Here is a 23,331-nt window from a genome sequence, read left to right on the forward strand (position 1 = left end):
CATCATCTCGCGTCATGGCTAGCGCATCTGTACGCCAGCGAACATGATCAAAAAGAAAACGCCCGGACGGGCCGGGCGTGTGTCTGATTTGCAACTTCTTCGGGCGGCGGCGCCGCGCGGCGTTTAGCCGATGGCGCGCAAGCCGCCGTTGACGACGCGCACGCGGTCGCCCTGGCGCCAGTTCGGCGCGGCGCTCTGGTGCACGGTGCGCGTCTTGCCGCTATCGAGGCGCACGACGATGTTGTAGCTGCGCGTGGCGCGCACATTGCCTTCGATCTGGTTGCCGGCTACGGCGCCGCCGACGGCGCCCAGCACGGTGGCCAGCTGCCGGCCGTGGCCGCCGCCCACCTGGTTGCCCAGCAGGCCGCCGACGACGGCGCCGCCGGCCGCGCCTACGCCGCTGCCTTCGGCGCGCGTATTGACTTCATGGATGGATTCGACGACGCCGCAATTGCTGCACACCTGGGGTGCCGGGGCGGCCGCCACATATTGCGGCTGCGGCTGGCGCACGGGTTGTGGCTGGGGTTGTTGCTGGACCGGCTGTGGCGGCGGTGGCAGGGCCGCCAGCGGCTGCGCGCCGGCAGGGGGCAGCGTCGTTTGCGGCTGGTTCGCCTGCAGGCTGGCCAGCTGCTCGGCCGAGGCGTTGGCCGACAGCGGCGGCGCTTCGCTTTGCGAGGAGGGCAGCCAGCCCATCAGGGCGGCCGTGCCGACGCCGCAGAACAGCAGTACGGCGACGGCGGCGGCAAGGACCAGCGGGTGGAGGGATTTGGTGGTGGTAGTCATGGAAGGCTCCTTGGTTCTTTTAAGTAATGAATGAGGGTAAAGCGTCTTGCGTCTTGGTCTTGCTGTCTTGCTTGCCGCCAGTGTGCGGCGCTGCGTCCTTCGCTTCCGTGCGTCACCGTACATACAGGACCGGTATCGCACCGTAGGCTAGGTAAAAATTATGTCGAGATGTAACGACAACCAGGAAAAGGCAATGCCAACCATGACCGCCAGCTTGAACTTGTCCCGTGATGCAGGCCGTGCCAGCCTGGGTGCGCCCGTGGCCGCGTCCGCCGCTGGCAACCGCTTGCTGGCGAGCCTGCCCGATGCCGACCTGCGCCACCTGGCAGCCCTCTTCGACAGCGTCACGGTCGAGGTAGGCGACGTGCTGTACGAGCCGGGCCAGCCCATCGCGCACATCTATTTCCCCGACGATTGCCTGATCTCACTGCTGGCCGTGGCGGAAGGGCGCATGACCCTGGAAGTGGGCGCCGTGGGGCGCGAAGGCGTGCTGGGCGCGTCCGTCGCGCTGGGACATGACCTGGCGCAAGTGCGTGCCGTGGTGCAACGTTCCGGCACGGCCAGCCGCATCGCGCGGGCCGATTTCTGCGCCGAATTCGTCCAGCTCGATTCCCTGCAGCGCCTGCTGTACCGCTACACGGACACCCTGCTGGCGCAAGCCATCCAGATTGCCGTGTGCAGCCGCTTTCACGTGCTCGAGGCGCGCCTGGCCCGTTCGCTGCTGATCACGCGCGACCGCCTGCAGTCGGAAAAATTCCACCTGACGCATGAATTCCTCGCCCACACCCTGGGCGTGCGCCGTGTCGGCGTGACCAAGGCAGCAAGCGCGCTGCAACAGCAAAAACTCATCAGCTACAGCCGCGGCAACATCGAGATACTCGATTCGGCCGGCCTGGAAGCCGTTTCCTGCCGCTGCTACGAACTGGTCAAGGATGCCGGTCCCATCGGCATGGCCAACGTCTTCGTCTGACTCCTGCCGTCTTCTGCCGTCATGTCACGGCTTGCCGGCGTCGCGCACGCAAAAAAGCGGGGCGGGCGCCTCGGCACCCACCCCGCTTTTTTTATGCATGCTTACTTCGGCTTGACCTGGTTGCCGATCACGCCACCGACGGCCGCGCCGCCGACGGCGCCGACGGCGCTGCCGCCCGTCAGCACCGAACCGGCGACGGCGCCGACACCGGCGCCGATGGCCGTGTTTTTATCCTGGTTGGACATGTTGGCGCAGGCGGTCAGGCTCAGCAGAAGGGCAGCGACGGAAGTGGTGGCGGCGAGTTTTTTGATGGTTTGCATGATAGTTCTCCTATGAATTCGGACCTCGTGGCGCCGGCATGGTATGGGCCGGTGGGACTTCGTATCGCCACGTCTTGTTGTTTCAGGCACGCTTACAGCATAGGATTGTGGCAATGCAGGGTCTGTTCGGCAACGCACATAGGTGTGTAACAATTGTAAGACCGCCACGTCCCGTGCCGTCAGCGGGCCTGGCGCCGCTTGCCGCCCGGCTTGGGCGCCACCGGCTTGACGCGCGCGCCGGCCAGCAGGGCGGCGCAGGCGCTGTCCTCGCCGGGGCCGGCATTGACCAGCGGCAGCAGGGCCGCCACGGGCGCGACCACGGCCAGCGCCAGGGCGCCGCCGGCGCGCAGGGCCAGCACGCCCTTGTCGACGCTGACGTCGGGCTGGCTGAACGTGCCCTTCACGTACAGGGGCGAGCGCAGGGAAAAGATGCGCAAGCCCTTGCTGTCCGGCTGCAGCGTCAGGTCCAGCCGCTCATTGCCCAGGTTCACCGTGCCGTCGACATGCAGGATGGCGTCGTCCGTGTCGACGATGAACTGGCGCGTCTGCATCAATCCCTTGCTGACGACGAAGTCGGCGGCCATGCAATTGAGCTTGACCTGCTTGTCGCCCACCAGCTTGGTCACGACGATGCTGCCGATATTCAAGCCCATCTCTTCCAGCAGCAGCTTGCTGATGCTGCCGCGGTCGATCAGCGCGCGCACTTCGCCGTTCGAGCTGCCCAGCAGGGTGGCGACGGAATTGCCGGTGGCCGACAGCGAGGCGTCGCCGTTGATCTGGCCCACGCTGGCCTGCAGGGCGGGCAGGCGGGGAAACAGCTGCTGGATGTGCAGATGGCGGGCGCTGGCCTTGAGTTCGGCCGCGATGCCGTTGGCGACGACCTTGCCGCTGCCGTCGAGCTTGATCTGCGACGTGAGGGTGCCGCCCGCCACGTTGAAATTCAGGGGCGTCAATGACAGTACGCCGTCCGTCAGCACGACGTGCGTGTCGAGCTTGCTGATCGGCAATTCGGCGTCGCGCGTGATCTTGTCGGCCGTGTAGCGCACGTCCGCGTTCAGGCTGGTCCAGCGCTCCGTCTTGAAGGTTTCGACTGGTAATACCTTGCCGGCCGGCTGCGTCGACGGCACGCCACGCTCCTTCTTGCTGGCGCTGGAATCGGCGCCCACGAGCGGCCCCAGGTCGGACAGTTGCAGCAGGCGCGAATGCACGTCGCCCGTCAGGCGCTTGCGCGGCGTGCTGGCCGAAAAGGCCAGCTTCCCGCTGATGTCGCTCGATCCCACCTTGCCGCTGAACTGGTCATACACCCACTCGCCGCCGCGCGGCGCCAGGGTGCCCGTCAGGTGGCCCTCCGTGCTGAAATGGGGCGTTTCCGGCAGCAGCACGCCCGTCAGCGGGTACAGGCGGGCCATGCTGGGGCCGGATACTTTCAGGCGCACGTCGAGCGCGGCCAGGTCCGTGGGGCGCGTCAGGGTGCCTTCGATGGCCACGCTGGTGCCGCCCGCGCGCATGTCCGCCTGCACGGGGAAGGGCGTGCCCTGGCGCTGCAGCGACAGCACGCCGCCCGCCTTGCCGCCGCCCTGCACGCTTTCGCCGCGGTAGGTGCCGGAAAGTGTCCAGGCGATACCGTAGCGCTTGTCTTCCGTGAGCGTGTCGACATCGGCGCGCATGGCCGTTTGCGTGACGGCGTCCGTCAGGTAGGCGGTGCCCTTGCTGAAGACCACGCTTTGCAGCTCCAGCTGCCATGGCGAGGACGGGTCCTGCTTTTCGAACGTCCAGTTGTTCCTGCCATCCTTGCTGCGCAGCAAGCGCACCTGCGGCGCATCGAAGCGCAGTTCGGGAATGATGATCTGTTTATCCAGCAAGGCCAGCGGGTTGAGCGAGAACGCCATCTGGCTGACGGTGGCCAGCTGCGGCGGCGCGCCGTCCGTTTCCGCCATGGCGTCCGGATTGCCCAAACGCACGTCTTGCGCCTGCAGGTGGGGCCAGGGCAGGTAATCGCGCCAGGTTTTTTGCCCCCCGGCCGTGGCTGGCTGCTGCCATGTCAGCGACAGGTCGCCCGCGATGGCGAAGGGCCGTCCCAGCGCGTCGCTGGCGCGCGCGTTGAGCCAGGGCTTGGCGCGGTTCCAGTCCATGTTCAGCAGGACGACGGCGGCGGCCACGGGCACGGCGACGAGCACGGCGGCGCTGGCGAGGACGATTTTCTGGCGGTGGGACAGGGAGAGAGTGCGTGGCATCGGGTGATTCTTTCTGGACAAGTAGTCACGATGCTACAGGAATCGCACCGAAGCCGGGTGCGTTTGCGCATTTGCCGGCTGGCGCGTGCGCTGGCGCACGTTGCCGCCGCAAGTATTGTCGATTTCCTACCCTATGTGCGGCACCGAACGGATATGCGGGGAGCGGGGGCCTATAACGTCATACATCAAACGCAGTTCCTGATTTGTTCCACGTAGCAACGACATCATTACCTCACATTCTCCAGGAGAAGAAAAATGACAAACCGAGATTCCATCAAAACCCCCTTGACCGCGCTGGCCGCCTGCGCCACGGCTATCGTCCTGATGACGGGCTGCTCCAGCCTGAAAACGCCGGCCACGGCCGACGTGGCCGTCTCGCGCGCCGCCGTCGATAACGCCGCCAGCGCCGGTGCCGCCGACCTGGCGCCCGATGAAATGCGTTCGGCCCGCGAAAAGATGCGCATGGCCAACCAGGCCCTGAAGGACCGCGACTACAAGACGGCGCGCGACCTGGCCGACCAGGCGCAGGCCGATGCCAAGCTGGCGCAAAGCAAGGCCAATTCGGCCAAGGCCACGAGCGCGGCCGATGAGATCAACGAGAACATCCGCGTCATGCGCGAAGAACTCGACCGTGCCAACCAGCAAGCCCCCAAACAATAACTAACAAGAAGAACAGGACCCCATCATGAAAAAAGCCACCTACACCACCATTCCCGGCCTGCTGGCCATGGCCGCCCTCGTTGCCGCCTGCAGCTCCGCCCCGACCACCACCAGCCTGCTCGACCAGACGCGCGGCGATTACATGGCGGCGCAATCGAACCCCATGGTATCGACGTATGCGCCGCGCGAATTCCGCGAGGCGAGCGCTGCCCTGGAAGCGGCCAACGCGGCCGCCACGCGCCAGGAAGACAGCGAGAAGGTCGACAAGCTGGCCTACCTGGCCAAGCAAAAGATAGCCACGGCGCAAGAAGTCGCCAAGCAGAAGGCGGCCGAAGCCGATATCGCCAATGCCGGCAAGCAGCGCGACCAGTTGCGTCTCGACGCACGCACGCAGCAGGCTGACCAGGCCACGGCGCGTGCCCAGGCCGCGCAAGCGGATGCGGAAGCGGCCAAGGCCCAGGCGCAAGCGGCCGAAGCATCGGCCCGCGATGCGCAAGCCCGCGCCGCCGGCCTGGAAGCGCAGCTGGCCGACCTGGCCGCCAAGAAGACGGAACGCGGCATGGTCATTACCTTGGGCGACGTGCTGTTTGGCACGGACAAGGCGAACCTGACGGCCGATGGCACGAATACGGCGCGCAAGCTGGCCGATGTGCTGAAAAACAACCCGCAGCGCACCGTGCTGATCGAAGGCTTCACGGACAGCACGGGCGGTTCCGCGCACAACCTGGAACTGTCGCAGCGCCGCGCCGAATCCGTGCGCAATGCGCTGCTGGAACAGGGCATCAGCCGCGACCGCATCGCCACGAAAGGCTACGGCGCCGCCTATCCGGCCGCCGGCAATGACAGCGCGGCGAACCGCCAGCTGAATCGCCGGGTGGAAATCGTGCTGTCGGAAGACAACACGGCCATTCCCGCCCGCCGTTAAGAGCCGCGCCGCCTGGCGCGGCAGTAGAAAGGCAGCACCGGCCGCTCCCTGGCCGGTGGATACCCATGCAAGACTTGAAAGGAAGCATCATGACCCAAACATCTGTTGAGATTCCAGCTGGCATCGATACGGCCGCCATCCGCGCCGCCGCCAAGAACCTGGACGACGGCGCCGTCACGGCCGGCTACCAGGGCAATCGCCAGGAGTTGATTACCCTGTTGAATGGGGCGCTGGCCACGGAACTGGTGTGCATCGCGCGCTACAAACGCCACTATTACACCGTGAGCGGGCGCGACAATGGCACCATCAAGGCGGAGTTCCTGGAACATGCGCAGCAGGAGCAGGAGCACGCCGACTGGCTGGCCGAGCGCATCGTGCAGTTGAACGGCAAGCCAGATTTTAATCCGGCAACATTGCTCGCCCGTAGCCATGCCGAGTATGATGACTCCGAAGACGTGCAAAGCATGGTGCGTGCCAACCTGATCGCGGAGCGCGTGGCGATCGAGTCATACCGCCAGATGATCGTCAAGGTGGGCGACAGCGACCCGACAACCCGCCATTTGTTGATCAAGATCATGGCTGTCGAGGAAGAGCACGCCGATGATATGCGCGATCTAATGGAATAGTGTTTTTGAGTAAAGTAGGTATAGTAACTACATTCATCCACAGCTAAGGAGCTAAACCATGTTGGAAAACAATATCACCACCGTCAATAACGATGTGAAAACCCTGGTCAAGGATGCACAGGCCCTGTTCAGCGCCGCCGCCGCCCTGACGGGCGAAAAAGCCGACGAAGTGCGCGTCAAGGGCATGAAGACTCTCGATGCCGCCCTCGTCAAGGCACAGGAAGCGCAAGCGTCGGCCATCGTCGCCACCAAGCAGCTCGCTTCCCAGGCTGACGGCTATGTGAAAGAAAACCCATGGCGCACGGTGGCCGTTGCCGCTGGCGTCGGCGTGCTGGTCGGTTTCATCCTGGGCCGCAAGTAATCCACTTCAGGAGCGATATGGACAAGTCTGCTTCGTCTCACCAGGGGCCTGGATTGATCGGCTCGGTCGCCGGGCTGGCCAAGAATGCCGTCGGCCTGATGTTGTCGCGGCTGGAACTGGCCACCATCGAACTGTCGGAAGTGCGCAATCACATGCTGCAGCTGATTGTCATTTTCGCGCTGGCCACCGTGGCAGGCTTGTTTGCCATCGCTTACGGCAGCGTGCTGGTGGTCTTCCTGGCCTGGGATAGCCTGGGCTGGAAGATCCTGGCGATCATGACGGTCGTGTTCATACTGCTGGCCATCGGCCTGGTCATGTATGCGCGCGCCATGCTGCGTCAAGGAAAGCTGTCCATGCCGGCCACCATGGCCGAATTGAAGGCCGACCGCGACATGTTGATGTAGCGGGCGGGCGGGGACTGCCCCGCCATGCCCGGACTGCCTTACGAGGAGAATTCATGTCGGATAACGACAAACAGGCGGAGCAGGCGGCCCGCAAGCGCCTGCTGATCGCCCAGGGCGAGATGTATCGCGTGGGCATCGTGCATGCGCGCGCCAACGTGGGCTATGCGCTGCGTCCCGACTCGCTGCTGCAGGGCGTGGTCGAGACGGCGGTCGGTTTCGCCGGCCACCGCGTCGAATCCCTGCTGGCGCCCGGCGGCATGCGCCTGCAGGGCGCCATGCCCTACGTGCTGACGGCCCTGTCCTTCATCGGACGCAAGAAGCTCGTCAAGCCGGCCCTGGTGCTGGTGGCCGTGGCCGCCGCTGCGGCCAGCTGGCTGCGCCGCAAGGGCTGAACGCCTGCGCCGGACAAAAACGCCGTCATCGACGGCGTTTTTTTTGCCTGCGCGCATCTCTCGGCGCGGCCTGGCGCAATCCCTTACAATGATTTACGCCGCACCCGCGCGGTGGACAGAGGGGCCATCTTGATGACGAATATGAAGACACCGATCAATCAGTTAAATCCTGCGCGCCTGCGCATCGTGCTGGTGCTGCAGGGGGGCGGCGCGCTGGGCGCCTACCAGGCAGGGGTCTACCATGCGCTGCACGAGCATGGCCTGGCGCCCGACTGGGTGGTGGGCACCTCGATTGGCGCCATCAATGCGGCCATCCTGGCCGGCAACAAGCACGAGGACCGCCTCGTGCGCCTGAAACAGTTCTGGCAGCGCGTGGCGCACCGCGACAGCGTGGACATGAACCTCGTTTCCGACCAGCAGCGCCGCTCGAATATCTGGCTGGCCACTCTCGACACCGTGCTGCGCGGCGTACCCGGCTTCTTCAAGCCGCGCGCCTTCAGCCTGTTTCCCGCCGGCATAGCCGTGCAGGCGGAGGAGGCCAGCTTCTACGATACGAGCGAACTGGCCGGCACGCTGGAGGAACTGGTGGATTTCGATTACCTGAACCAGCCTGGCGGCATGCGCCTGACCGTCAACGCCCTGCGCGTGAAATGCGGCAGCCTCACCAGTTTCGACAGCCAGCAGCAGCACCTGACGTCCGACCACATCCGCGCCAGCGGCGCCTTGCCGCCCGGTTTCGCGGGCGTGCGCGTCGATGGCGACCTGTACTGGGATGGCGGCCTGTATTCGAATACGCCGCTGGAAACCGTGCTGGACGACACGCCCCACGTCGACACGCTGGTGTTCATGGTCGATCTGTGGAGTTCGGAAGGGCCGGAGCCGACCACCCTCGATGAAGTGCAGACGCGGCAGAAGGACGTCACGTTCGCCTCGCGCTCGAAGCGGCACATCGCCGACTACGTCAGCACGCACACCTTACAGCGCAAATTGCGCGAACTGTACGCCAAGCTGCCCGATACGGCGCACAACCGCCAGCAGACGGAAGAGCTGGAGGCGCTCGGCTGCGACAGCACCATGCACATCGTGCGCCTGCCGTATGCGGGGCGCGACTGGCATATGGCGGCCAAGGATATCAATTTTTCCAAGGGTTCCATCGAGTGGCGCTGGGAGCAGGGCTACCAGGACGGTTTGCGCGCCATCAAGGCGGCCGGCTGGCTGGCTTTTGTGACGGAAGACACGCCCCTCGTCGTGCACGAGCTGCCGCCCTACGAGCGCGACGCCGCCTAGCGACGCCTGTCACCACCTGCCGCGCGTCGGCATGGGCGGCCGGCGATGCTCACCGGCCCGGCGCCGCCTTACCAGGGCGGCGCCCCCGTATCAGATGCGGGGCGCTTCCTGGCCACCGCGACCTTGCGCCCGCGACGGTGGTGCCGGGCGTCGCAATCACCTGGCCGTCACTGCGGATGGGCCGCTTCGCGCAGTTTTTCCGCGTTCGCCATGTCTTGCCGGTACGTGTCTTGCGCCTCCTTCAGGCAGGTGGCGCGCGTGGCGGACGGTTCCGAACGGCAGGCTTTTTTTGCCTCGGCCAGGGCAGCGCTGATTTCCTTGCGCAAGGTGCGCAGCTGGGCCTGGGGCGTGCGGTCTTCCTGGTACCAGCGTTGCGGGTCGCCCGGCTGCCGCATGGCCGTCTGTGCCAGACTGAACGGCGCCACGCTGCAGGCGAGCAGGGTGGCGAAGACGATATGGTAGCGTGTCATGATATTTCCTCCTTGAAATAAAAAAGGCGCCGCAGCGCCTTTTTTTACAACCTGCCCGTCAGTAATAGCAGGATCAGTATCACTACGACCAGGCCAGCGATGCCGCTGGGACCGTAACCCCAGTTGCGGCTATGCGGCCAGGTGGGCAGGACGCCGACCAGGGCCAGGATCAAGATGATCAGTATGATGGTGCCCATGGTATCTCCCAGTTATCTTGCAATTTGTGTGGCGGACGACTGCGGGCAGGCGCCGCCAGTGGATTAATAGCGGTAGACGCGGCCGTCGACGACGCGCACGCGGTTGCCAGGGCGCAAGTCAGCGGCGCTGTCCTGCACCACGGTGCGGTACTCGCCGTTATCCAGGCGCACGCTGATCTGGTAAGCCTGCGCCTGCTGGCGGCGTCCTTCCACCTGGTTGCCGACCACGCCGCCGGCGACGGCGCCCGCCACGGTGGCCGCCGTGCGGCCGCCGCCCGAGCCGATGGTGTTGCCCAGGAGGGCGCCGGCGATGCCGCCGACCACGGCGCCTGCGCCGCTGGTCTGGCCGCCGCCCTGCACGATCTGGATGGAATCGACGGTGCCGTACATGGCCGATTCAGGCTGGTTGGCCGGATAGTATTGTTGTGACTGGGACGGACCCGTGGCGCAACCGCTCAGAATGGCGGTGGCGGCGAGCATCAGTGCAGCCAAAGTGGCGTTGGTTTTCATTTTATTCTCCTGACGAGGTGAGGGTGTATGACCATCTTAGTCATGGCCATGGTCCCGGTCTGTACGCTGCCGCACGTAGCTATTTGCCGCCCGCGCCGCCAGGGCAGCGCCGATTTTTTTGCAAAAACGTTGTTATTTCTCCCCATATCGCTCCTTGTTTCAAAAATAATGGCTTGTGTACGGCAGCGTACAGAAGGGGGCCGACTATCCACGTAAAACGGTAGTCATGCCAAGCAGACATGCTTGTCACCACCAGGGAGCAGCAAATGAATAAAAATACGCAGAAGAACAAGTTATGTGCCGCCATCCTCGTCAGCCTCGCTTGCGCCGCATGGGGCGGCCAAGCCGTGGCGGCCACGCCGGAAGCGAAAGCGGCCTACAAGGCAGCCAATGAACGGGCGGCCCTGAATTACAAGCAGGCGCATGCCGAGTGCGAAAAAATCACGGGCAACCCGAAGGATGTCTGCATCGCCGAAGCGAAGGCCGTGCGCACCTACGATGAAGCGGTTGCTCAGGCGCAATACACGAATACCCTGCGGGCCTACACCAAGGCGCGCATCAAGATTGCCGATGCCAACTATGACGTCGACCTGGCGCGCTGCAATGCGCTGACGGGCAACGACAAGGATGTCTGCGTCAAACTGGCCAAGTCCACCAAGGTGGCGGCCCTGGCCGATGCCAAGGCAGACAAGAAAGTCATCGAAGCGCGCAGCGATGCGCGTGAAGCAAAAAGAAAAGCCGAGTACAAGGTCGCAGCGGAAAAATGCGATGCATTAGCCGGCGCAGCCAAGGATGACTGTATCAAGGCTGCAAAAACCCAGTTCGGCTACTGAGCGCCATCCGGCGCCCCGTCACCAGACTGGTATAAGAAGCTCATTGTGAGCACATTGATTGACCACTCCTAAGGAAACCACCATGAAATTCACTAAATCGATCGCTACCGGCCTCTTCGTCGCTTCCCTGTTCGCCGTTGCAGGCTGCGCATCCACCCCGACCAAGGAAGGCACGGGCGAATACATCGACGACGCGGCCATTACCGCCAAAGTCAAGGCGTCCATCTTCAACGAGCCTACCCTGAAATCGACGGAAATCAACGTTGAAACCTTCAAGGGCGTGGTACAGCTGAGCGGCTTCGTTGCCCAGCCAGCGGACGCAGCCAAGGCGGGCGAAGTGGCGCGCGGCGTCAAGGGCGTGAAATCGGTGAAAAACGACATCCGCGTCAAGTAATGGCGAGGCCTGCCGCAGCGTCCGGCCTCCGGGTTGGCGCTGTGGCCTTTCATCGCGCGTAGCGGGAATCTCATGCACATCCAGCCTTCAGATGCCCCGCCCGATCCGGCCGTGGCTGCACCCATTGAGCCAGTCCTGCCGCCTCCGGGCACGCCCGTGGAGACGCTGGACCCCGCCATGCGCCTGCCGCTGCACGTCAATGCGCGCGGCCTGGCGCTGGGCATCATCGCCACCGTCAGCTTCATCTATGCCCTGCAGTGGGCGCAGAAATTCCTCATCCCCGTCATTTTCGGCATCTTCATTGCCTATACGCTCAATCCCGTCGTCGCCTGGCTGGAAAAGATCCGCGTGCCGCGCGCCATCGGCGCCACGGCCGTCACGGCGCTGATCCTGTTCGGCTCCATCGTCATGGTCGAGCGTGTCCAGGGCGAATTCGAATCCATCGTCGAAGAGTTGCCGGCCGCCACGCACAAACTGTCGCGCCTGATCGCCGCCAGCACGGGCGGCAAGAACAGCACCTTCCAGAAGATGCAGGCCGTGGCCAATGAAATCGAACAGGTGGCCGCCGGCGCCGAAGCGCGCCGCAACACGCGCCGCGCGGCCGCCGCCCCCGACGGCCCCAACTTCAAGATCATGGACTGGGTCTGGGCCGGTTCGCTGGGCCTGATGGGCTTCATCAGCCAGGCCACCATGGTCATCTTCCTCGTGTTTTTCCTGCTGCTGTCGGGCGATACCTTCAAGCGCAAGCTCGTCAAGCTGACGGGGCCGTCGCTGAGCCGCAAGAAGGTCACCGTGCACATCCTGGAAGACATCAATACTTCGATCCAGAACTATATGTTCATGCTGCTCGTCACCAACGGCTTGCTGGCGCTGCTGATGTGGATCGCCCTGCGCATCATCGGCCTGGAAAACGCGGGTGCCTGGGCCATCGTCGCCGGCTTGCTGCACATCATGCCGTATTTTGGCCCGCTGCTGATCACCATCGCCACGGGGCTGGTGGCCTTTTTGCAGTTCGAGTCGCTGGAAATGGTCTTGCTCGTGACGGGCACGTCGATGGCCATCGCCACCCTGGTGGGCACTTTTGTGACGACCTGGATGACGGGGCGCATCGCCCGCATGAATCCCACGGCCGTCTTCGTCAGCCTGCTGTTCTGGGGCTGGCTGTGGGGCGTCTGGGGCTTGCTGCTGGGCGTGCCCATCATCGTCATCGTGAAGGTGGTGGCCGAGCGCGTGCAGGGCATGGAAGTGGTGGCGGAGCTGCTGGGCGAATAGTCTGCGGCAACGCCAGAAAAACGGCGCCCGCAGGCGCCGTTTTGCCATGTCCCGCCAGGCTCAGGACTGGTGGCGCTTCAATATCTTCACTTGCACGTCGCCGTCCGGCGTCTTCGGCATGTCCTTCATGCTGCCCAGCTGCAAGGCGAACTGGCGCGTGAATTCGGCGCCCAGGAAGAAAATCTGCGCCGAGTAATACACCCACAGCAGCAGCGCCACGAGCGAACCGGCCGCGCCATAGCTGCTGGCCACGCCGCTGTTGCCGATGTACACACCAATCGCATATTTCCCCAAGGAAAACATGAAGGCCGTGCCCACGGCGCCGATCAGCACGTCGCGCCAGGACAGGCGCACGCGCGGCAGCATTTTATAGATGACGGCAAACAGGCTGGCGATGACGGCAAAGCCGATCAGGTTCGACAGCACGGTAAACAGCACGGCCGTGTCTTTCCACACGCCCTCCCAGAAATTGGCGAGGATGGCCATGGCCGCGTTCACCACCAGCGACACCATCAGCAGGAAGGCCAGCACCAGCACCAGGCCGAAGGACAGCAGGCGCGTGCGCAGCATGTCCCACGCGCCCGCTTCCTTCAGGGGCGGCACTTGCCAGATTTCATCGAGACTGGCTTTCAGTTCCGCAAACACGCTCGTCGCACCGAACAGCAGCAGGGCGCTGGCGATGAGGGTGGCGATGCGGCCCTGTTCATGGTTTTTCGCGCCGGCCAGTACCAGCTGGATGGCTTCGGCGCCCTGCGTGCCCAGCAAACCCTCCAGTTGACCCATCAGTTCGCCGCGCGCGGCGGCCGGGCCATAGAAAAAGCCGGCGATGGCGATCACCAGCACGAGGATGGGGGCGATGGAAAACAGGGTGTAGTAGGCGAGGGCGGCGCCCTTGCTCGAGGCGCGGTGCTCCAGCCATTCGGTGACGGAACAGACGACGACGCTGCGCATCTGCTTGCCGAACGGCGCCAGGCTGGCCAGTTTCGGATAGCGGGTAGAGAAATTCATGGTGGCTTTCAATGAAAAAAAGGGGCCAAAGCCCCTTTTTTAACTGGTGTTGACTAGTGGCGTACCACCGGCATTGCTTACTGTACGCGGCGTTCGATGGTGATCTGTTCCACTTCAACGCGGCGGTTAGGTTCCAGGCACTTGATCAGGTCGGCGCGTTTCTTGTTATCGCACGTGACGACCGGATTGGTGGAGCCCTTGCCTTCGGCCGTCAGGCGGTTGGCGGCAACGCCCTTGGACACCAGATACTCCTTGACGGCGTCAGCGCGCTGCTGCGACAGTTTCAGGTTGTATTTCGGCGAACCGATGCGGTCGGCATAACCACTGATGACGACGTTGTTGACGTCCGGCGCGGCGTTCAGCACGCGGGCGATTTCGTCGAGCTTGGTCTGTGTCGGACCCAGCTTGGCGCTGTCAAACGCGAACAGTTCCGTCGCCGACATCGTCACTTTCTCGAAGCGTGGCGGCGGTGGTGGCGGTGGTGGCGGCGGCACGACCACGACGACTTCTTCACGCACTGGCGGCGGTGGCGGCGGTGGCGCGGCTGGTGTCGGCGGTTTGTCGAAGGCGTAGTTCAGGCCCACGTTGACATACCAGTTGCTGGACTTGCTTTGATCAAACGTGTTGCCACGCAGGAAGCCATGCACATTGCGCACATCGAGCTGGGTCGACCATTGATCGCTGAGTTTGCTTTGGAAGCCCAGGCCCAGGTTCACGTAAGGCGAGCTCTTGCTGCGGTCGCCCAGGGGGCCCGTGTCCTTGTCGCGCTGCATGCCTGCACCGACTACCAGGAAGGGGCTGAACGACGGGCTGCGGTTAAACATGTACAGGCCGTCCACGCCCAGCGTGTTTTGCTGGTAGCGGCGACCGCCATCCTTGGAGCGGGCGTAGGTGGTGCCGAACTGGACATCCCAGTCCGGCGACACTGGCTTACCAAAACGCAAGCCAGCGCCATAGCCGGTTTTATCGGTGGAAAAATCCGAATCTGGCTTCATGGCATTGATGCTTGGTTGAATATACCAGGAGGGGTTGATTTCCTGGGCCTGTGCGCCGAGGGCGGAGCACAGGACTGCGGCGGCAACGGCGATTTTTTTTAGATTATTCACAAGTAACTCCCAACGTTGATAAGAGATTTTCTCTACAGCATCAATACAACAACTGCCAGACATGCTTAGATAGACAACAATTCCAGGTGCGCCTTCTTGCGATAAATGCACTGCTGTTGGACTGGAGAATACGGTTCCAGGTTCAAGCGGTCGGTGCGCTGGCGCACAAAGCATTGTTGTATATCAATAGTGTTGCTGATTCACGACAAATACTTGGATGTTGAAAAAAACTAATTTGAATCGAAGCTAAATTTTTGCCGCAACAGTCTGCTTCATGGCGTGGCGGCAAGGGGCAATCGTACGACTTGTTACCAGCTTGCCACTGTATATTAGCAACAATGATGAGCTTGATAACTAATATTACAGTGATGTTGTATTCCTGCCGCGTTCTGTTGAACGACCATGCTTCTCTTGGGCAACTTTTGCGCGCGGCAGTCAGCTCGGCCACTTTTCATCAAGGAGTCACCCCGTGCCCAAGGCCTTCCGCATCCCCCCTGTCCTGTCCCTGAGCCGCTTCGGCGCCTGCGGGCTGCTGCTGTCCCTGGCGGCCGTGTTGCCGGCCTGGGCCGACAGCGGCGTGGCCCTGTTTTCACCGAGCGGCACGGTCAAGGCCGTGCGCCAGGTGCGCGCCCAGTTCGCCACGCCGATGGTGCCCTTCGGCGACATGGGCTTGCCCGCGCCGTTCGCCATCGACTGCGGCAAGGCCGAGCCGGCCGTCGTGGCGGGCGCGGGACGGTGGGCCGACGAGCGCAACTGGAACTACGATTTCGAGCGCGACCTGCCGGCCGGCGTGGCGTGCAGCTTTACCCTGAAGCCGGGCCTGAAGGATCTGGCGGGCCAGGCCCTGCAGGGTACGGCGTCCTACCGCTTTTCCACGGGCGGACCGGCCATCGTCGAGGCCGTACCCTACGACGGCCAGCCCTACATCGATGAAAACCAGATCTTCGTGCTGGGCCTCGATGCCGTGCCGAACGAGGCCAGCGTGGCCGCGAACGCGTATTGCCGCGCCGATGGCATCAATGAAAAAATCCCCGTGCGGCAACTCAAGGGCAAGGAACAGGAGCAGGTATTGACCCTGCGCAAGAGCTTTCTCGACCGCTATCTGACCGTGTATTTCAAGAAGCGGGGCGTCGTGTGGAAAGTGGGCATGCCTGTGGCCAGCAAGGGCGCGCCGCCGCTGCCCGTCACCGTGCTGCAATGCAAGCGCAGCTTCCCGGCCAACGCCAAGGTGTCGCTCGTGTGGGGCGAGGGCATCGCCAGCGCCAGCGGCATCGCCACGGACAAGGCGCAAAGCCTGCACTTCAAGACGCGGCCCGACTTCACGGCCAGGTTCAGCTGCGAGCGCAGCAATCCCAAGGAGCAGTGCATCCCCTTCCTGCCCATGCGCGTGCAGTTTTCCGCGCCCGTGAGCGCGGCGCAGGTACGCGCCATGACCCTGAAGGGCGGCGGCAAGACGTATGCGCCGACCATCGCGAAAGAAGAGGGAAAGGCGGAATTCCTGCAGGATGCCACCTTCAATGGCCCGTTCCCCGTGCAGACCAGCCTGGTGCTGAACCTGCCGCCGAACCTGAAGGATGACGCGGGCCGCAGCCTGCTCAACCGCGCGCGCTTCCCCATGACGGTGCGCACGGGCGAACAGCCGCCGCTGCTGAAATTCCCCGCCCCGTTCGGCATCATCGAAGCGAAGGGCGACGGCTTGCTGCCCGTGACCGTGCGCAATATCGAACCCGTGCTCTCGGGCAAGGAAATCGCGAACCCATCCGCTGCCGCCACGGGCGCCACCCTGCGCGTGCCCGACAATGACGACAAGTTCGTCATCGAATGGATGCAGCGCCTGGCCGGCAATGGCGACGGGGGCGAATACTGGCAGCCCTACGCCCAGTATGCGGGCAACATGGGCAAGTCCGTGCTGGCCGGCGCGCCGGGCACGCGGCCCATCAGCCTGCCCCGCGCCGATGGCAGGAAGACGTTCGAAGTGATAGGCATCCCCTTGCAGAAGCCGGGCTTTTATGTCGTCGAGCTGGCCAGCCCCATCCTCGGGAAGGTGCTGCTGGGCAAGCCGACCACCGCGTATATCCGCACGGCCGCGCTGGTGACGAATTTGGCGGCCCACTTCAAGCATGGCGCGCAATCGTCGCTCGTGTGGGTGACGTCGCTGGACAAGGGCGCGCCTGTTGCGAAAGCGCAGGTAGCCGTGCGCGACTGCGCCGGCAAACTGCTGTGGCAAGGCGCCACGGGCGCGGACGGCGTGGCGCACATTCCCGGCGAGCTGGCCAATTCCAGCTGCAAGAACAATGGCCGCTACTTTATCAGTGCGCGCAGCGGCGGCGACATGACGTTCACCCTGTCGGACTGGGTGGGCGGCATCGAAGCCTGGCGTTTCAATTTGCCCACGGACGACACGCGCGCCGACAATACCCTGCTGGCCACCGTATTCGACCGCACCTTGCTGCGCGCCGGCGAAACCGTGCATATGAAGCACTTCATCCGCAAGCACACGGGGCAGGGCATGAGCCTGGTCGACAAGAACAACGGCCCCGGCAGCGCCACCTCCGTCGTCATCACGCACCAGGGCAGCGACCAGAATTACCAGTTGCCCCTGCGCTGGTCCGCCAGCGGCACGGCGGAAAGCGACTGGGTGATACCCGCCGACGCCAAGCAGGGCGAATACAGCGTGACCATGGCGGGCCGCCCGTCCGGCAGTTTCCGCGTGGAAGCGTTCCGCGTGCCGACCATGAAAGCCGTGCTGCAGGGGCCAAAGGCGCCCGCCGTGCAGGCGAAGCAGCTGGCCCTCGACGCGCAGATCACGTATCTGGCCGGCGGCGCCGCCACGAATGCGCCCGTCAAGCTGCGCACGGTGCTGCAAGACAAGAGCGTGACGTTTGCCGATTATCCCGAGTACAGCTTCAGCAATGGCGACGTGAAGGAAGGCCTCGTCAAACAGGGCACGGGCTACGACGACGATGAAGGCGAGTGGCAGGATGAAGGCAATGGCGGCAGCGGCGCCGGGCCGGGCGCGACGGCGGCGCGCACGCAAAGCCTGACCCTGGACAAGGCGGGCGGCGCGCGCATCGTCATCGACCAATTGCCGCAGCTATCCACGCCGCGCGACCTGGTGGCGGAAATGGCCTTCCAGGATGCGAATGGCGAGACGGCTTCCGTCGCCACCCGCGTGCCGCTGTGGCCATCGAACTACGTGATCGGCATCAAGCCCGACGCCTGGGCCTTGAGCAAGGATGCCTTCAAGTTCACGGTCGCCGTGCTGGGCACGGACGGCAAGCCCGTGGCGAATGCGCCTGTAGCGGTGGACTTCTTCCAGCGCAACAGCTATTCGCACCGCCGGCGCCTGATCGGCGGCTTCTATGCGTATGAAAACAGCAGCGAAGTGGTCAAGCTGGGCCCGGCGTGCTCGGGCAAGACGGACAACAAGGGCTTGCTGGTGTGCGACGTGAAGGCGCCCGTCAGCGGCAACTTGATTTTGCGCGCGCGCACGCAGGACGGGGCCGGCAATGCGGCCGTCGCCAACCGCGAAACCTGGGTGGCCGGCAGCGGCGACTGGTGGTTCAACGTCAGCGACAATGACCGCATCGATGTCTTGCCTGAGAAAAAACGCTATGAACCGGGCCAGGAAGCGAGCTTGCAGGTGCGCATGCCGTTCCGTTCGGGCACGGCGCTGATCACGGTCGAGCGCGAAGGCATCCTCGATACCTATGTGCGCCAGCTCGATGGCCGGGAACCCGTCGTGAAAATCCCCGTCAAACCGAATTACGCGCCGAATGTGTATGTGTCCGTGTTCGTCGTGCGGGGCAGGGTGGATGGCGTGCAGCCGACGGCCCTGGTCGACCTGGGCAAGCCCGCCTACAAGATGGGCATCGCACCGCTGAACGTGGGCTGGCAGGCGCATGAGCTGAACGTGCTGGTCGTGTCCGACAAGGAAGTGTATAAGACCCGCGACAAGGCGGAGGTGTCCGTACGCGTGCGCCGCGCCGACGGCAAGCCCTTGCCGGCCGGCGCGGAAGTGGCGCTGGCGGCCGTCGATGCGGGCTTGCTGGAACTGATGCCCAACGATAGCTGGAAGCTGCTCGATACCATGATGGCGCAGCGCAGCCTGCAGGTGGAAACGGCGACGGCGCAGATGCAGGTGATCGGCAAGCGCCACTTCGGCCGCAAGGCCTTCCCGGCCGGCGGTGGCGGCGGCAAGGGCGCCAGCCGCGAACTGTTCGACACCTTGCTGTTCTGGAACGCCACCGTCAAGCTCGATGCCAAGGGCGAAGCGACGGTGCAAGTGCCGCTGAACGATTCCTTGACGGGATTTCGCATCGTTGCCATTGCCAGCGCCGGCCAGGAATTGTTCGGCACGGGCAGCACGGATATCCGCAGCTCGCAAGACCTGATCTTGATGTCGGGCTTGCCGACGCTCGTGCGCGAAGGCGACCAGCTGCGCGCAGGTTTTACTGTGCGCAACACCTCGGCAGCGCCCCTGAACGTGGAACTCAATGCCAGCGCGGCCGGTAAGGCGCTGCCGCGCCAGAGTTTGACCCTGGCGGCGGGCGAAGCGCGCGAAACGGGCTGGGATTACCAGGTGCCTCTGGGTGCGCAAACGGTCGTGTGGGAGATCAGCGCCAAGGCGGGTAGCCACACCGATAAACTGAAAATCACGCAAAAAGTGGGCCAGGCCACGCCCGTGCGCACCTATCAGGCCACCTTGCTGCAAGTCGAGAAGCCGACGAATCTGTCCGTGCAGATGCCGGCCGGCGCCTTGCCGGGCCGGGGCGGCCTGCAGACGAGCTTTGTCGCCAAGCTGGGCGGCGAGCTGCCCGGCGTGCGCGAGTACATGGCGGCCTACCCCTACACCTGCTTCGAGCAGAACACGTCGAAGGCCATCGCCCTGCAGGATCAGGAGGCGTGGAACAAGCTGGCCGCCAGCCTGCCCGCCTACCTGGACGGCGACGGCATGCTGAAATACTTCCCCATCATGGAGCAGGGCAGCGACAGCCTGACGGCCTATGTGCTGTCGGCAACGGCAGAAGCGGGCTACGCGATTCCCGAGCAGACGAAGAACCGCATGGAAGAAGCCTTGACGGCCTTCGTGCAGGGACGCATCGTGCGCCGTTCCGCGCTGGCCACGACGGACCTGGCCGTGCGCAAGCTGGCGGCGCTGGAAGCGCTGTCGCGTTCCGGCAAGGTGCCGCCCGATGCGCTGGAGAGCATCAGCATCAGCCCGAACCTGTGGCCGACCTCCGCCGTCATCGACTGGAGCCTGTTGCTGCAGCGTACGCCCGGCCTGGCGCGCCGCGATGCGCTGCTGGCCGAGGCGCAGCAGATCCTGCGTGCGCGCCTGAATTTCCAGGGCACGACCATGGGCTTTTCGACCGAGCGCAAGGATAACTGGTGGTGGCTGATGGTGTCGGGCGACGTCAACGCCAACCGTTTATTACTGGCCGTGATGGACGACCCGGCGTGGAAGGACGACATCGGCCGCCTCGTGCGCGGCAGCATGGGGCGCCAGAAAAAGGGCCGCTGGGATACCACGGTGGCCAACGCCTGGGGCACCCTGGCCATCGCCAAATTCTCGGCCAAGTTCGAGTCGACGCCCGTGACGGGCGCCAGCGCCGTCAAGCTGGGCGGCGATACACAAGCCCTCGTGTGGAATGGCGCGGCGAAAGTCGGCCCCGTGCTGCAGGCGTGGCCGAAGGGCATGGATACCCTGGGCATCGCGCACAGCGGCGCGGGCAAACCGTGGGCCACCGTGCAAAGCCTGGCGGCCATCCCGCTCAAGGCGCCCGTCTCCAGCGGCTACAGCATCAAGAAAACCGTGACGCCCGTGGAACAGAAGACGGCGGGCGCCTGGTCGCGCGGCGACGTCTACCGCGTGCGCCTGGACTTGTCGGCGCAGGCGGACATGAGCTGGGTGGTGGTCGACGACCCGATCCCCGCCAGCGCCACGGTGCTGGGCAATGGCCTGGGCCGCGATTCGCAGCTGCTGACGGCCGGCGAGAAGTCCACGGGCTGGGTCTGGCCTACGTTCGAGGAGCGGGCCTTCGACGCCTTCCGCGCCTACTATGCTTTCGTGCCGAAGGGCAGCTGGAGCGTGGAATACACGGTGCGCCTGAACAATGCCGGGGATTTCAGCCTGCCCGCCACGCGCATCGAAGCGATGTATTCGCCGGAAATGTTTGGCGAAGCGCCGAATGCGAACGTGAAGGTGGCGCAGTGAAGAGTTTGATTTTTATCCTGGGCGGGCTGCTGGCCGGCCCGGTCTTCGCCGAGGCGGTGCCGACGCCGGCCCAGGTGCAAGCCGCTTACCGCAGTTCGGAAGCGCAGCTGCTGGACCGCGGCGGCGCGCCCTTGCAATCCTTGCGCGTGGACATGCAGGCGCGGCGTTTGCCGTGGGTGGCGCTGGCCGACATCTCGCCCGCCGTGCAGCAGGCCGTGCTGCTGGCGGAAGACCAGCGCTTCATGCGCCACGGCGGCGTGGACGTGTCCGCGCTGGCCACGGCCGCCTGGGACAATCTGTTTTCCAAGAAAGCCCGGGGCGCCTCGACCATCACCATGCAGCTGGCGGGCCAGCTGGACGCGGACTTGCAGGCGTCCTCGGGCGGTCGCAGCCTGCGCCAGAAGTGGGACCAGATGCGCTTTGCTTCCGCCATCGAAGATAGCTGGAGCAAGGCGCAGATTTTCGAAGCGTATTTGAACCTCGTGTCGTTCCGTGGCGAGCTGCAAGGCATCGCGTCCGCCTCCTACAGCCTGTTCGGCAAGGCGCCGTCGGGCCTGAACCAGACGGATGGCATCATCCTGGCCAGCCTCGTGCGGGCGCCGAACGCGCCGCCGGCCTCCGTCACGCGCCGCGCCTGCGCGCTGGCAAAAGAATGGCGCATGGACAGCAGCTGCCAGCTGATCGGCCAGAGGGTGCAGACGGCCCTGCAGCGCACGGCCCTGTACGCGGACCTGGCGCCCGCGCCTCAAGTGGCGCAGCAGTTGCTCAAGCAATCGGGCGTTGCCATCCGCAGCACGCTCGACGGTCCCTTGCAGCGCTTCGCGCAGGACAACCTGCGCCAGCAGCTGGCGTCCTTGCGCGAACGCAATGTCAACGATGGCGCCATCATCGTGCTGGACAACCGCAGCGGCGAGATCCTCGCCTATGTGGGCAATGCGGGCGGCAGCCACGTCGATGGCGTGACGGCCCCGCGCCAGGCCGGTTCCACCTTGAAACCGTTTTTATATGAACTGGCCATCGAACGCCGGCTGATGACGGCCGCCTCCGTCATGGACGACTCGCCGCTGGACGTCGCCACGGCGTCCGGCATGTATGCGCCGCAAAACTACGACCGTAATTTCAAGGGCTACGTCAGCGCCCGTACCAGCCTGGCCAGTTCCCTCAACATTCCCGCCGTGCGCACGGTGCTGCTGACGGGACAGGACGGTTTCTACAACCGCCTGAAGGACGTGGGCTTGGCCAGCCTGACGGAACCGGCCGAATACTACGGCCCCTCGCTGGCGCTGGGGTCATCGGAAGTGACCCTGCTGGAACTGGCCAACGCCTACCGCGCGCTGGCCAATGGCGGCCTGTACAGCACCGCCAGCCTGCAGCCGGGCCAGGCGGGCAAGGACAAACGCAAGGTCATGGAAGCGGGTGCCGCGTTTATCGTGGGCGATATCCTGGCCGACCGCGCCGCGCGCAGCATGACCTTTGGCTTGCGCAACGAGCTGGGGACGAATTTCTGGAGCGCCGTCAAGACTGGCACGAGCAAGGACATGCGCGACAACTGGTGCATGGGCTACTCGGAACGCTACACGGTGGGCGTCTGGGTGGGCAATTTCGACGGCAAGCCCATGTGGGACGTGTCGGGCGTGACGGGCGCCGCGCCCGTGTGGCGCGACGTCATGGATTATCTGCACAAGAACGTGCCCAGCCATGCCCCGAAAGCCCCGCCAGGCGTGCTGCAGCAAATGGTGGCGTACCAGCCCGCGCTGGAAGCGCCGCGCCGCGAATGGTTTATCGCGGGCACGGAAAGCGCCGTCATCACCGTCGTGGGCGACACCGTCAAGCCGCCCGCCATCGTGTATCCGGCCGAAGACAGCATCCTCGCCATCGACCCCGACATCCCGCCCGCCCTGCAGCGCGTCTTCTTCCAGGCGCAGGGCAGCCACGCCTTGCGCTGGGTGCTCGACGGCAAGGACCTGGGCGCAGCAAGCGAGAGCATCAGCTGGCGCCCCGTGCCGGGCAAGCACGCGCTGGCCCTCGTCGATGATGCTGGGAAAACTGTAGCGATGGTGGCGTTCCAGGTGCGGGGGAATGCCCTGGCGCAGCTGAACTAGACGGTGTGGCGTCTACCCTTGGCCAGCTTGCTATCCGCCACTTCCGGCGCCAGCCACAGCAGCAATACCCAGACAAGAAAAGAGAGGCTGCGCTGCAGCGGCACGCTGCACAGGCTGAAAATAATGACCCAGGCGAAAGAGTACGTACGTGGTACTTGCGCGTAATCGAGCAGCCACAGCGTGGCGGCCATGGCGATGAACATGACCGGCAGGGCAAACCACCATTTGCGTTCGATTGGCGACATGACTTCCTAAAAAAG

The 23,331-nt window shown here is 64.5% G+C and carries 22 protein-coding genes; 13 read left to right on the top strand and 9 right to left on the bottom strand.

Annotation, left to right across the window (positions count from 1 at the left end):
- Positions 1–123: 123 nt before the first annotated feature.
- Positions 124–783, bottom strand: coding sequence for an outer membrane lipoprotein (locus tag AC07VL_RS19605; protein WP_494807314.1), 660 nt, complete (start codon positions 781–783; stop codon positions 124–126).
- Positions 784–985: 202 nt separating this feature from the next.
- On the opposite strand from AC07VL_RS19605, the gene AC07VL_RS19610 reads away from it, so the two are divergent.
- Positions 986–1,753, top strand: coding sequence for a Crp/Fnr family transcriptional regulator (locus tag AC07VL_RS19610; RefSeq protein WP_494807412.1), 768 nt, complete (start codon positions 986–988; stop codon positions 1,751–1,753).
- A 101-nt stretch (positions 1,754–1,854) separates the two neighbouring features.
- On the opposite strand, the gene AC07VL_RS19615 is transcribed toward AC07VL_RS19610, so the two are convergent.
- Together AC07VL_RS19615 and AC07VL_RS19620 are read right to left on the bottom strand one after the other, a co-directional pair.
- On the bottom strand, positions 1,855–2,073 hold the full coding sequence (locus tag AC07VL_RS19615; protein WP_290607284.1) for a YMGG-like glycine zipper-containing protein: 219 nt from the start codon (positions 2,071–2,073) through the stop codon (positions 1,855–1,857).
- 179 nt (positions 2,074–2,252) lie between these two features.
- Positions 2,253–4,307 (bottom strand): AsmA family protein, encoded by a 2,055-nt coding sequence (locus AC07VL_RS19620; RefSeq protein ID WP_494807315.1) that lies wholly within the window; start codon positions 4,305–4,307, stop codon positions 2,253–2,255.
- Positions 4,308–4,562: 255 nt separating this feature from the next.
- Here AC07VL_RS19620 and AC07VL_RS19625 point away from each other — a divergent pair, with 255 nt between their 5' ends.
- From AC07VL_RS19625 to AC07VL_RS19655, 7 genes are all read left to right on the top strand, one after another.
- The gene (locus AC07VL_RS19625; RefSeq protein ID WP_494807316.1) at positions 4,563–4,967 is read left to right on the top strand and encodes a DUF4398 domain-containing protein; all 405 of its coding nucleotides are present in this window, start codon (positions 4,563–4,565) and stop codon (positions 4,965–4,967) included.
- 25 nt (positions 4,968–4,992) lie between these two features.
- Positions 4,993–5,892: an OmpA family protein gene (locus AC07VL_RS19630; RefSeq protein ID WP_494807317.1), complete on the top strand. Its 900-nt coding sequence runs from the start codon at positions 4,993–4,995 to the stop codon at positions 5,890–5,892.
- Between the two features lie 89 nt (positions 5,893–5,981).
- Positions 5,982–6,518 carry a ferritin-like domain-containing protein gene (locus AC07VL_RS19635; protein WP_290607292.1) on the top strand — a complete coding sequence of 179 codons (537 nt, stop codon included), beginning with the start codon at positions 5,982–5,984 and terminating at the stop codon, positions 6,516–6,518.
- Between the two features lie 58 nt (positions 6,519–6,576).
- A complete protein-coding gene (locus tag AC07VL_RS19640) occupies positions 6,577–6,879 on the top strand; it encodes an ElaB/YgaM/YqjD family protein (protein WP_290607294.1) in 303 nt (100 codons plus the stop codon).
- A 17-nt stretch (positions 6,880–6,896) separates the two neighbouring features.
- The gene (locus AC07VL_RS19645; protein WP_290607296.1) at positions 6,897–7,283 is read left to right on the top strand and encodes a phage holin family protein; all 387 of its coding nucleotides are present in this window, start codon (positions 6,897–6,899) and stop codon (positions 7,281–7,283) included.
- A gap of 53 nt (positions 7,284–7,336) precedes the next feature.
- Positions 7,337–7,675, top strand: coding sequence for a hypothetical protein (locus tag AC07VL_RS19650; protein WP_290607297.1), 339 nt, complete (start codon positions 7,337–7,339; stop codon positions 7,673–7,675).
- A gap of 141 nt (positions 7,676–7,816) precedes the next feature.
- Positions 7,817–8,962, top strand: coding sequence for a patatin-like phospholipase family protein (locus AC07VL_RS19655; RefSeq protein WP_494807318.1), 1,146 nt, complete (start codon positions 7,817–7,819; stop codon positions 8,960–8,962).
- Positions 8,963–9,129: 167 nt separating this feature from the next.
- Here AC07VL_RS19655 and AC07VL_RS19660 read toward each other — a convergent pair whose 3' ends face one another.
- From AC07VL_RS19660 to AC07VL_RS19670, 3 genes are all read right to left on the bottom strand, one after another.
- Entirely contained in the window at positions 9,130–9,432 is a 303-nt protein-coding gene (locus tag AC07VL_RS19660) for a hypothetical protein (protein WP_494807319.1), read from the bottom strand.
- Positions 9,433–9,476: 44 nt separating this feature from the next.
- On the bottom strand, positions 9,477–9,629 hold the full coding sequence (locus AC07VL_RS19665; RefSeq protein WP_010396415.1) for a DUF3309 family protein: 153 nt from the start codon (positions 9,627–9,629) through the stop codon (positions 9,477–9,479).
- Positions 9,630–9,692: 63 nt separating this feature from the next.
- Complete coding sequence (locus tag AC07VL_RS19670) at positions 9,693–10,139, bottom strand: outer membrane lipoprotein (RefSeq protein ID WP_494807320.1); 447 nt, start codon at positions 10,137–10,139, stop codon at positions 9,693–9,695.
- A gap of 266 nt (positions 10,140–10,405) precedes the next feature.
- On the opposite strand from AC07VL_RS19670, the gene AC07VL_RS19675 reads away from it, so the two are divergent.
- The 3 genes from AC07VL_RS19675 (at position 10,406) to AC07VL_RS19685 (ending at position 12,638) form a co-directional block, all read left to right on the top strand.
- Positions 10,406–10,972 carry a hypothetical protein gene (locus AC07VL_RS19675; protein WP_290607306.1) on the top strand — a complete coding sequence of 189 codons (567 nt, stop codon included), beginning with the start codon at positions 10,406–10,408 and terminating at the stop codon, positions 10,970–10,972.
- Positions 10,973–11,054: 82 nt separating this feature from the next.
- On the top strand, positions 11,055–11,366 hold the full coding sequence (locus AC07VL_RS19680) for a BON domain-containing protein (RefSeq protein ID WP_215408305.1): 312 nt from the start codon (positions 11,055–11,057) through the stop codon (positions 11,364–11,366).
- A 177-nt stretch (positions 11,367–11,543) separates the two neighbouring features.
- Entirely contained in the window at positions 11,544–12,638 is a 1,095-nt protein-coding gene (locus AC07VL_RS19685; RefSeq protein WP_494807413.1) for an AI-2E family transporter, read from the top strand.
- Positions 12,639–12,698: 60 nt separating this feature from the next.
- Here the strand turns inward: AC07VL_RS19685 and AC07VL_RS19690 are convergent, their stop codons facing one another.
- Together AC07VL_RS19690 and AC07VL_RS19695 are read right to left on the bottom strand one after the other, a co-directional pair.
- Positions 12,699–13,646, bottom strand: coding sequence for a YihY/virulence factor BrkB family protein (locus AC07VL_RS19690; RefSeq protein ID WP_494807321.1), 948 nt, complete (start codon positions 13,644–13,646; stop codon positions 12,699–12,701).
- Positions 13,647–13,723: 77 nt separating this feature from the next.
- The gene (locus AC07VL_RS19695; RefSeq protein WP_494807322.1) at positions 13,724–14,752 is read right to left on the bottom strand and encodes an OmpA family protein; all 1,029 of its coding nucleotides are present in this window, start codon (positions 14,750–14,752) and stop codon (positions 13,724–13,726) included.
- A 469-nt stretch (positions 14,753–15,221) separates the two neighbouring features.
- Here AC07VL_RS19695 and AC07VL_RS19700 point away from each other — a divergent pair, with 469 nt between their 5' ends.
- Together AC07VL_RS19700 and pbpC are read left to right on the top strand one after the other, a co-directional pair.
- Positions 15,222–20,969 carry an alpha-2-macroglobulin family protein gene (locus AC07VL_RS19700; RefSeq protein WP_494807323.1) on the top strand — a complete coding sequence of 1,916 codons (5,748 nt, stop codon included), beginning with the start codon at positions 15,222–15,224 and terminating at the stop codon, positions 20,967–20,969.
- Positions 20,966–23,071 carry a penicillin-binding protein 1C gene (pbpC, locus tag AC07VL_RS19705; RefSeq protein WP_494807324.1) on the top strand — a complete coding sequence of 702 codons (2,106 nt, stop codon included), beginning with the start codon at positions 20,966–20,968 and terminating at the stop codon, positions 23,069–23,071. The genes AC07VL_RS19700 and pbpC overlap by 4 nt, the downstream gene beginning before the upstream one ends.
- On the opposite strand, the gene AC07VL_RS19710 is transcribed toward pbpC, so the two are convergent.
- Positions 23,068–23,316 carry a hypothetical protein gene (locus tag AC07VL_RS19710; RefSeq protein ID WP_494807325.1) on the bottom strand — a complete coding sequence of 83 codons (249 nt, stop codon included), beginning with the start codon at positions 23,314–23,316 and terminating at the stop codon, positions 23,068–23,070. The two genes, pbpC and AC07VL_RS19710, sit on opposite strands and share 4 nt — an antisense overlap.
- Positions 23,317–23,331 lie beyond the last annotated feature (15 nt).

It is taken from the genome of Janthinobacterium sp. GW821-FHT03C08 (genome assembly GCF_059420905.1).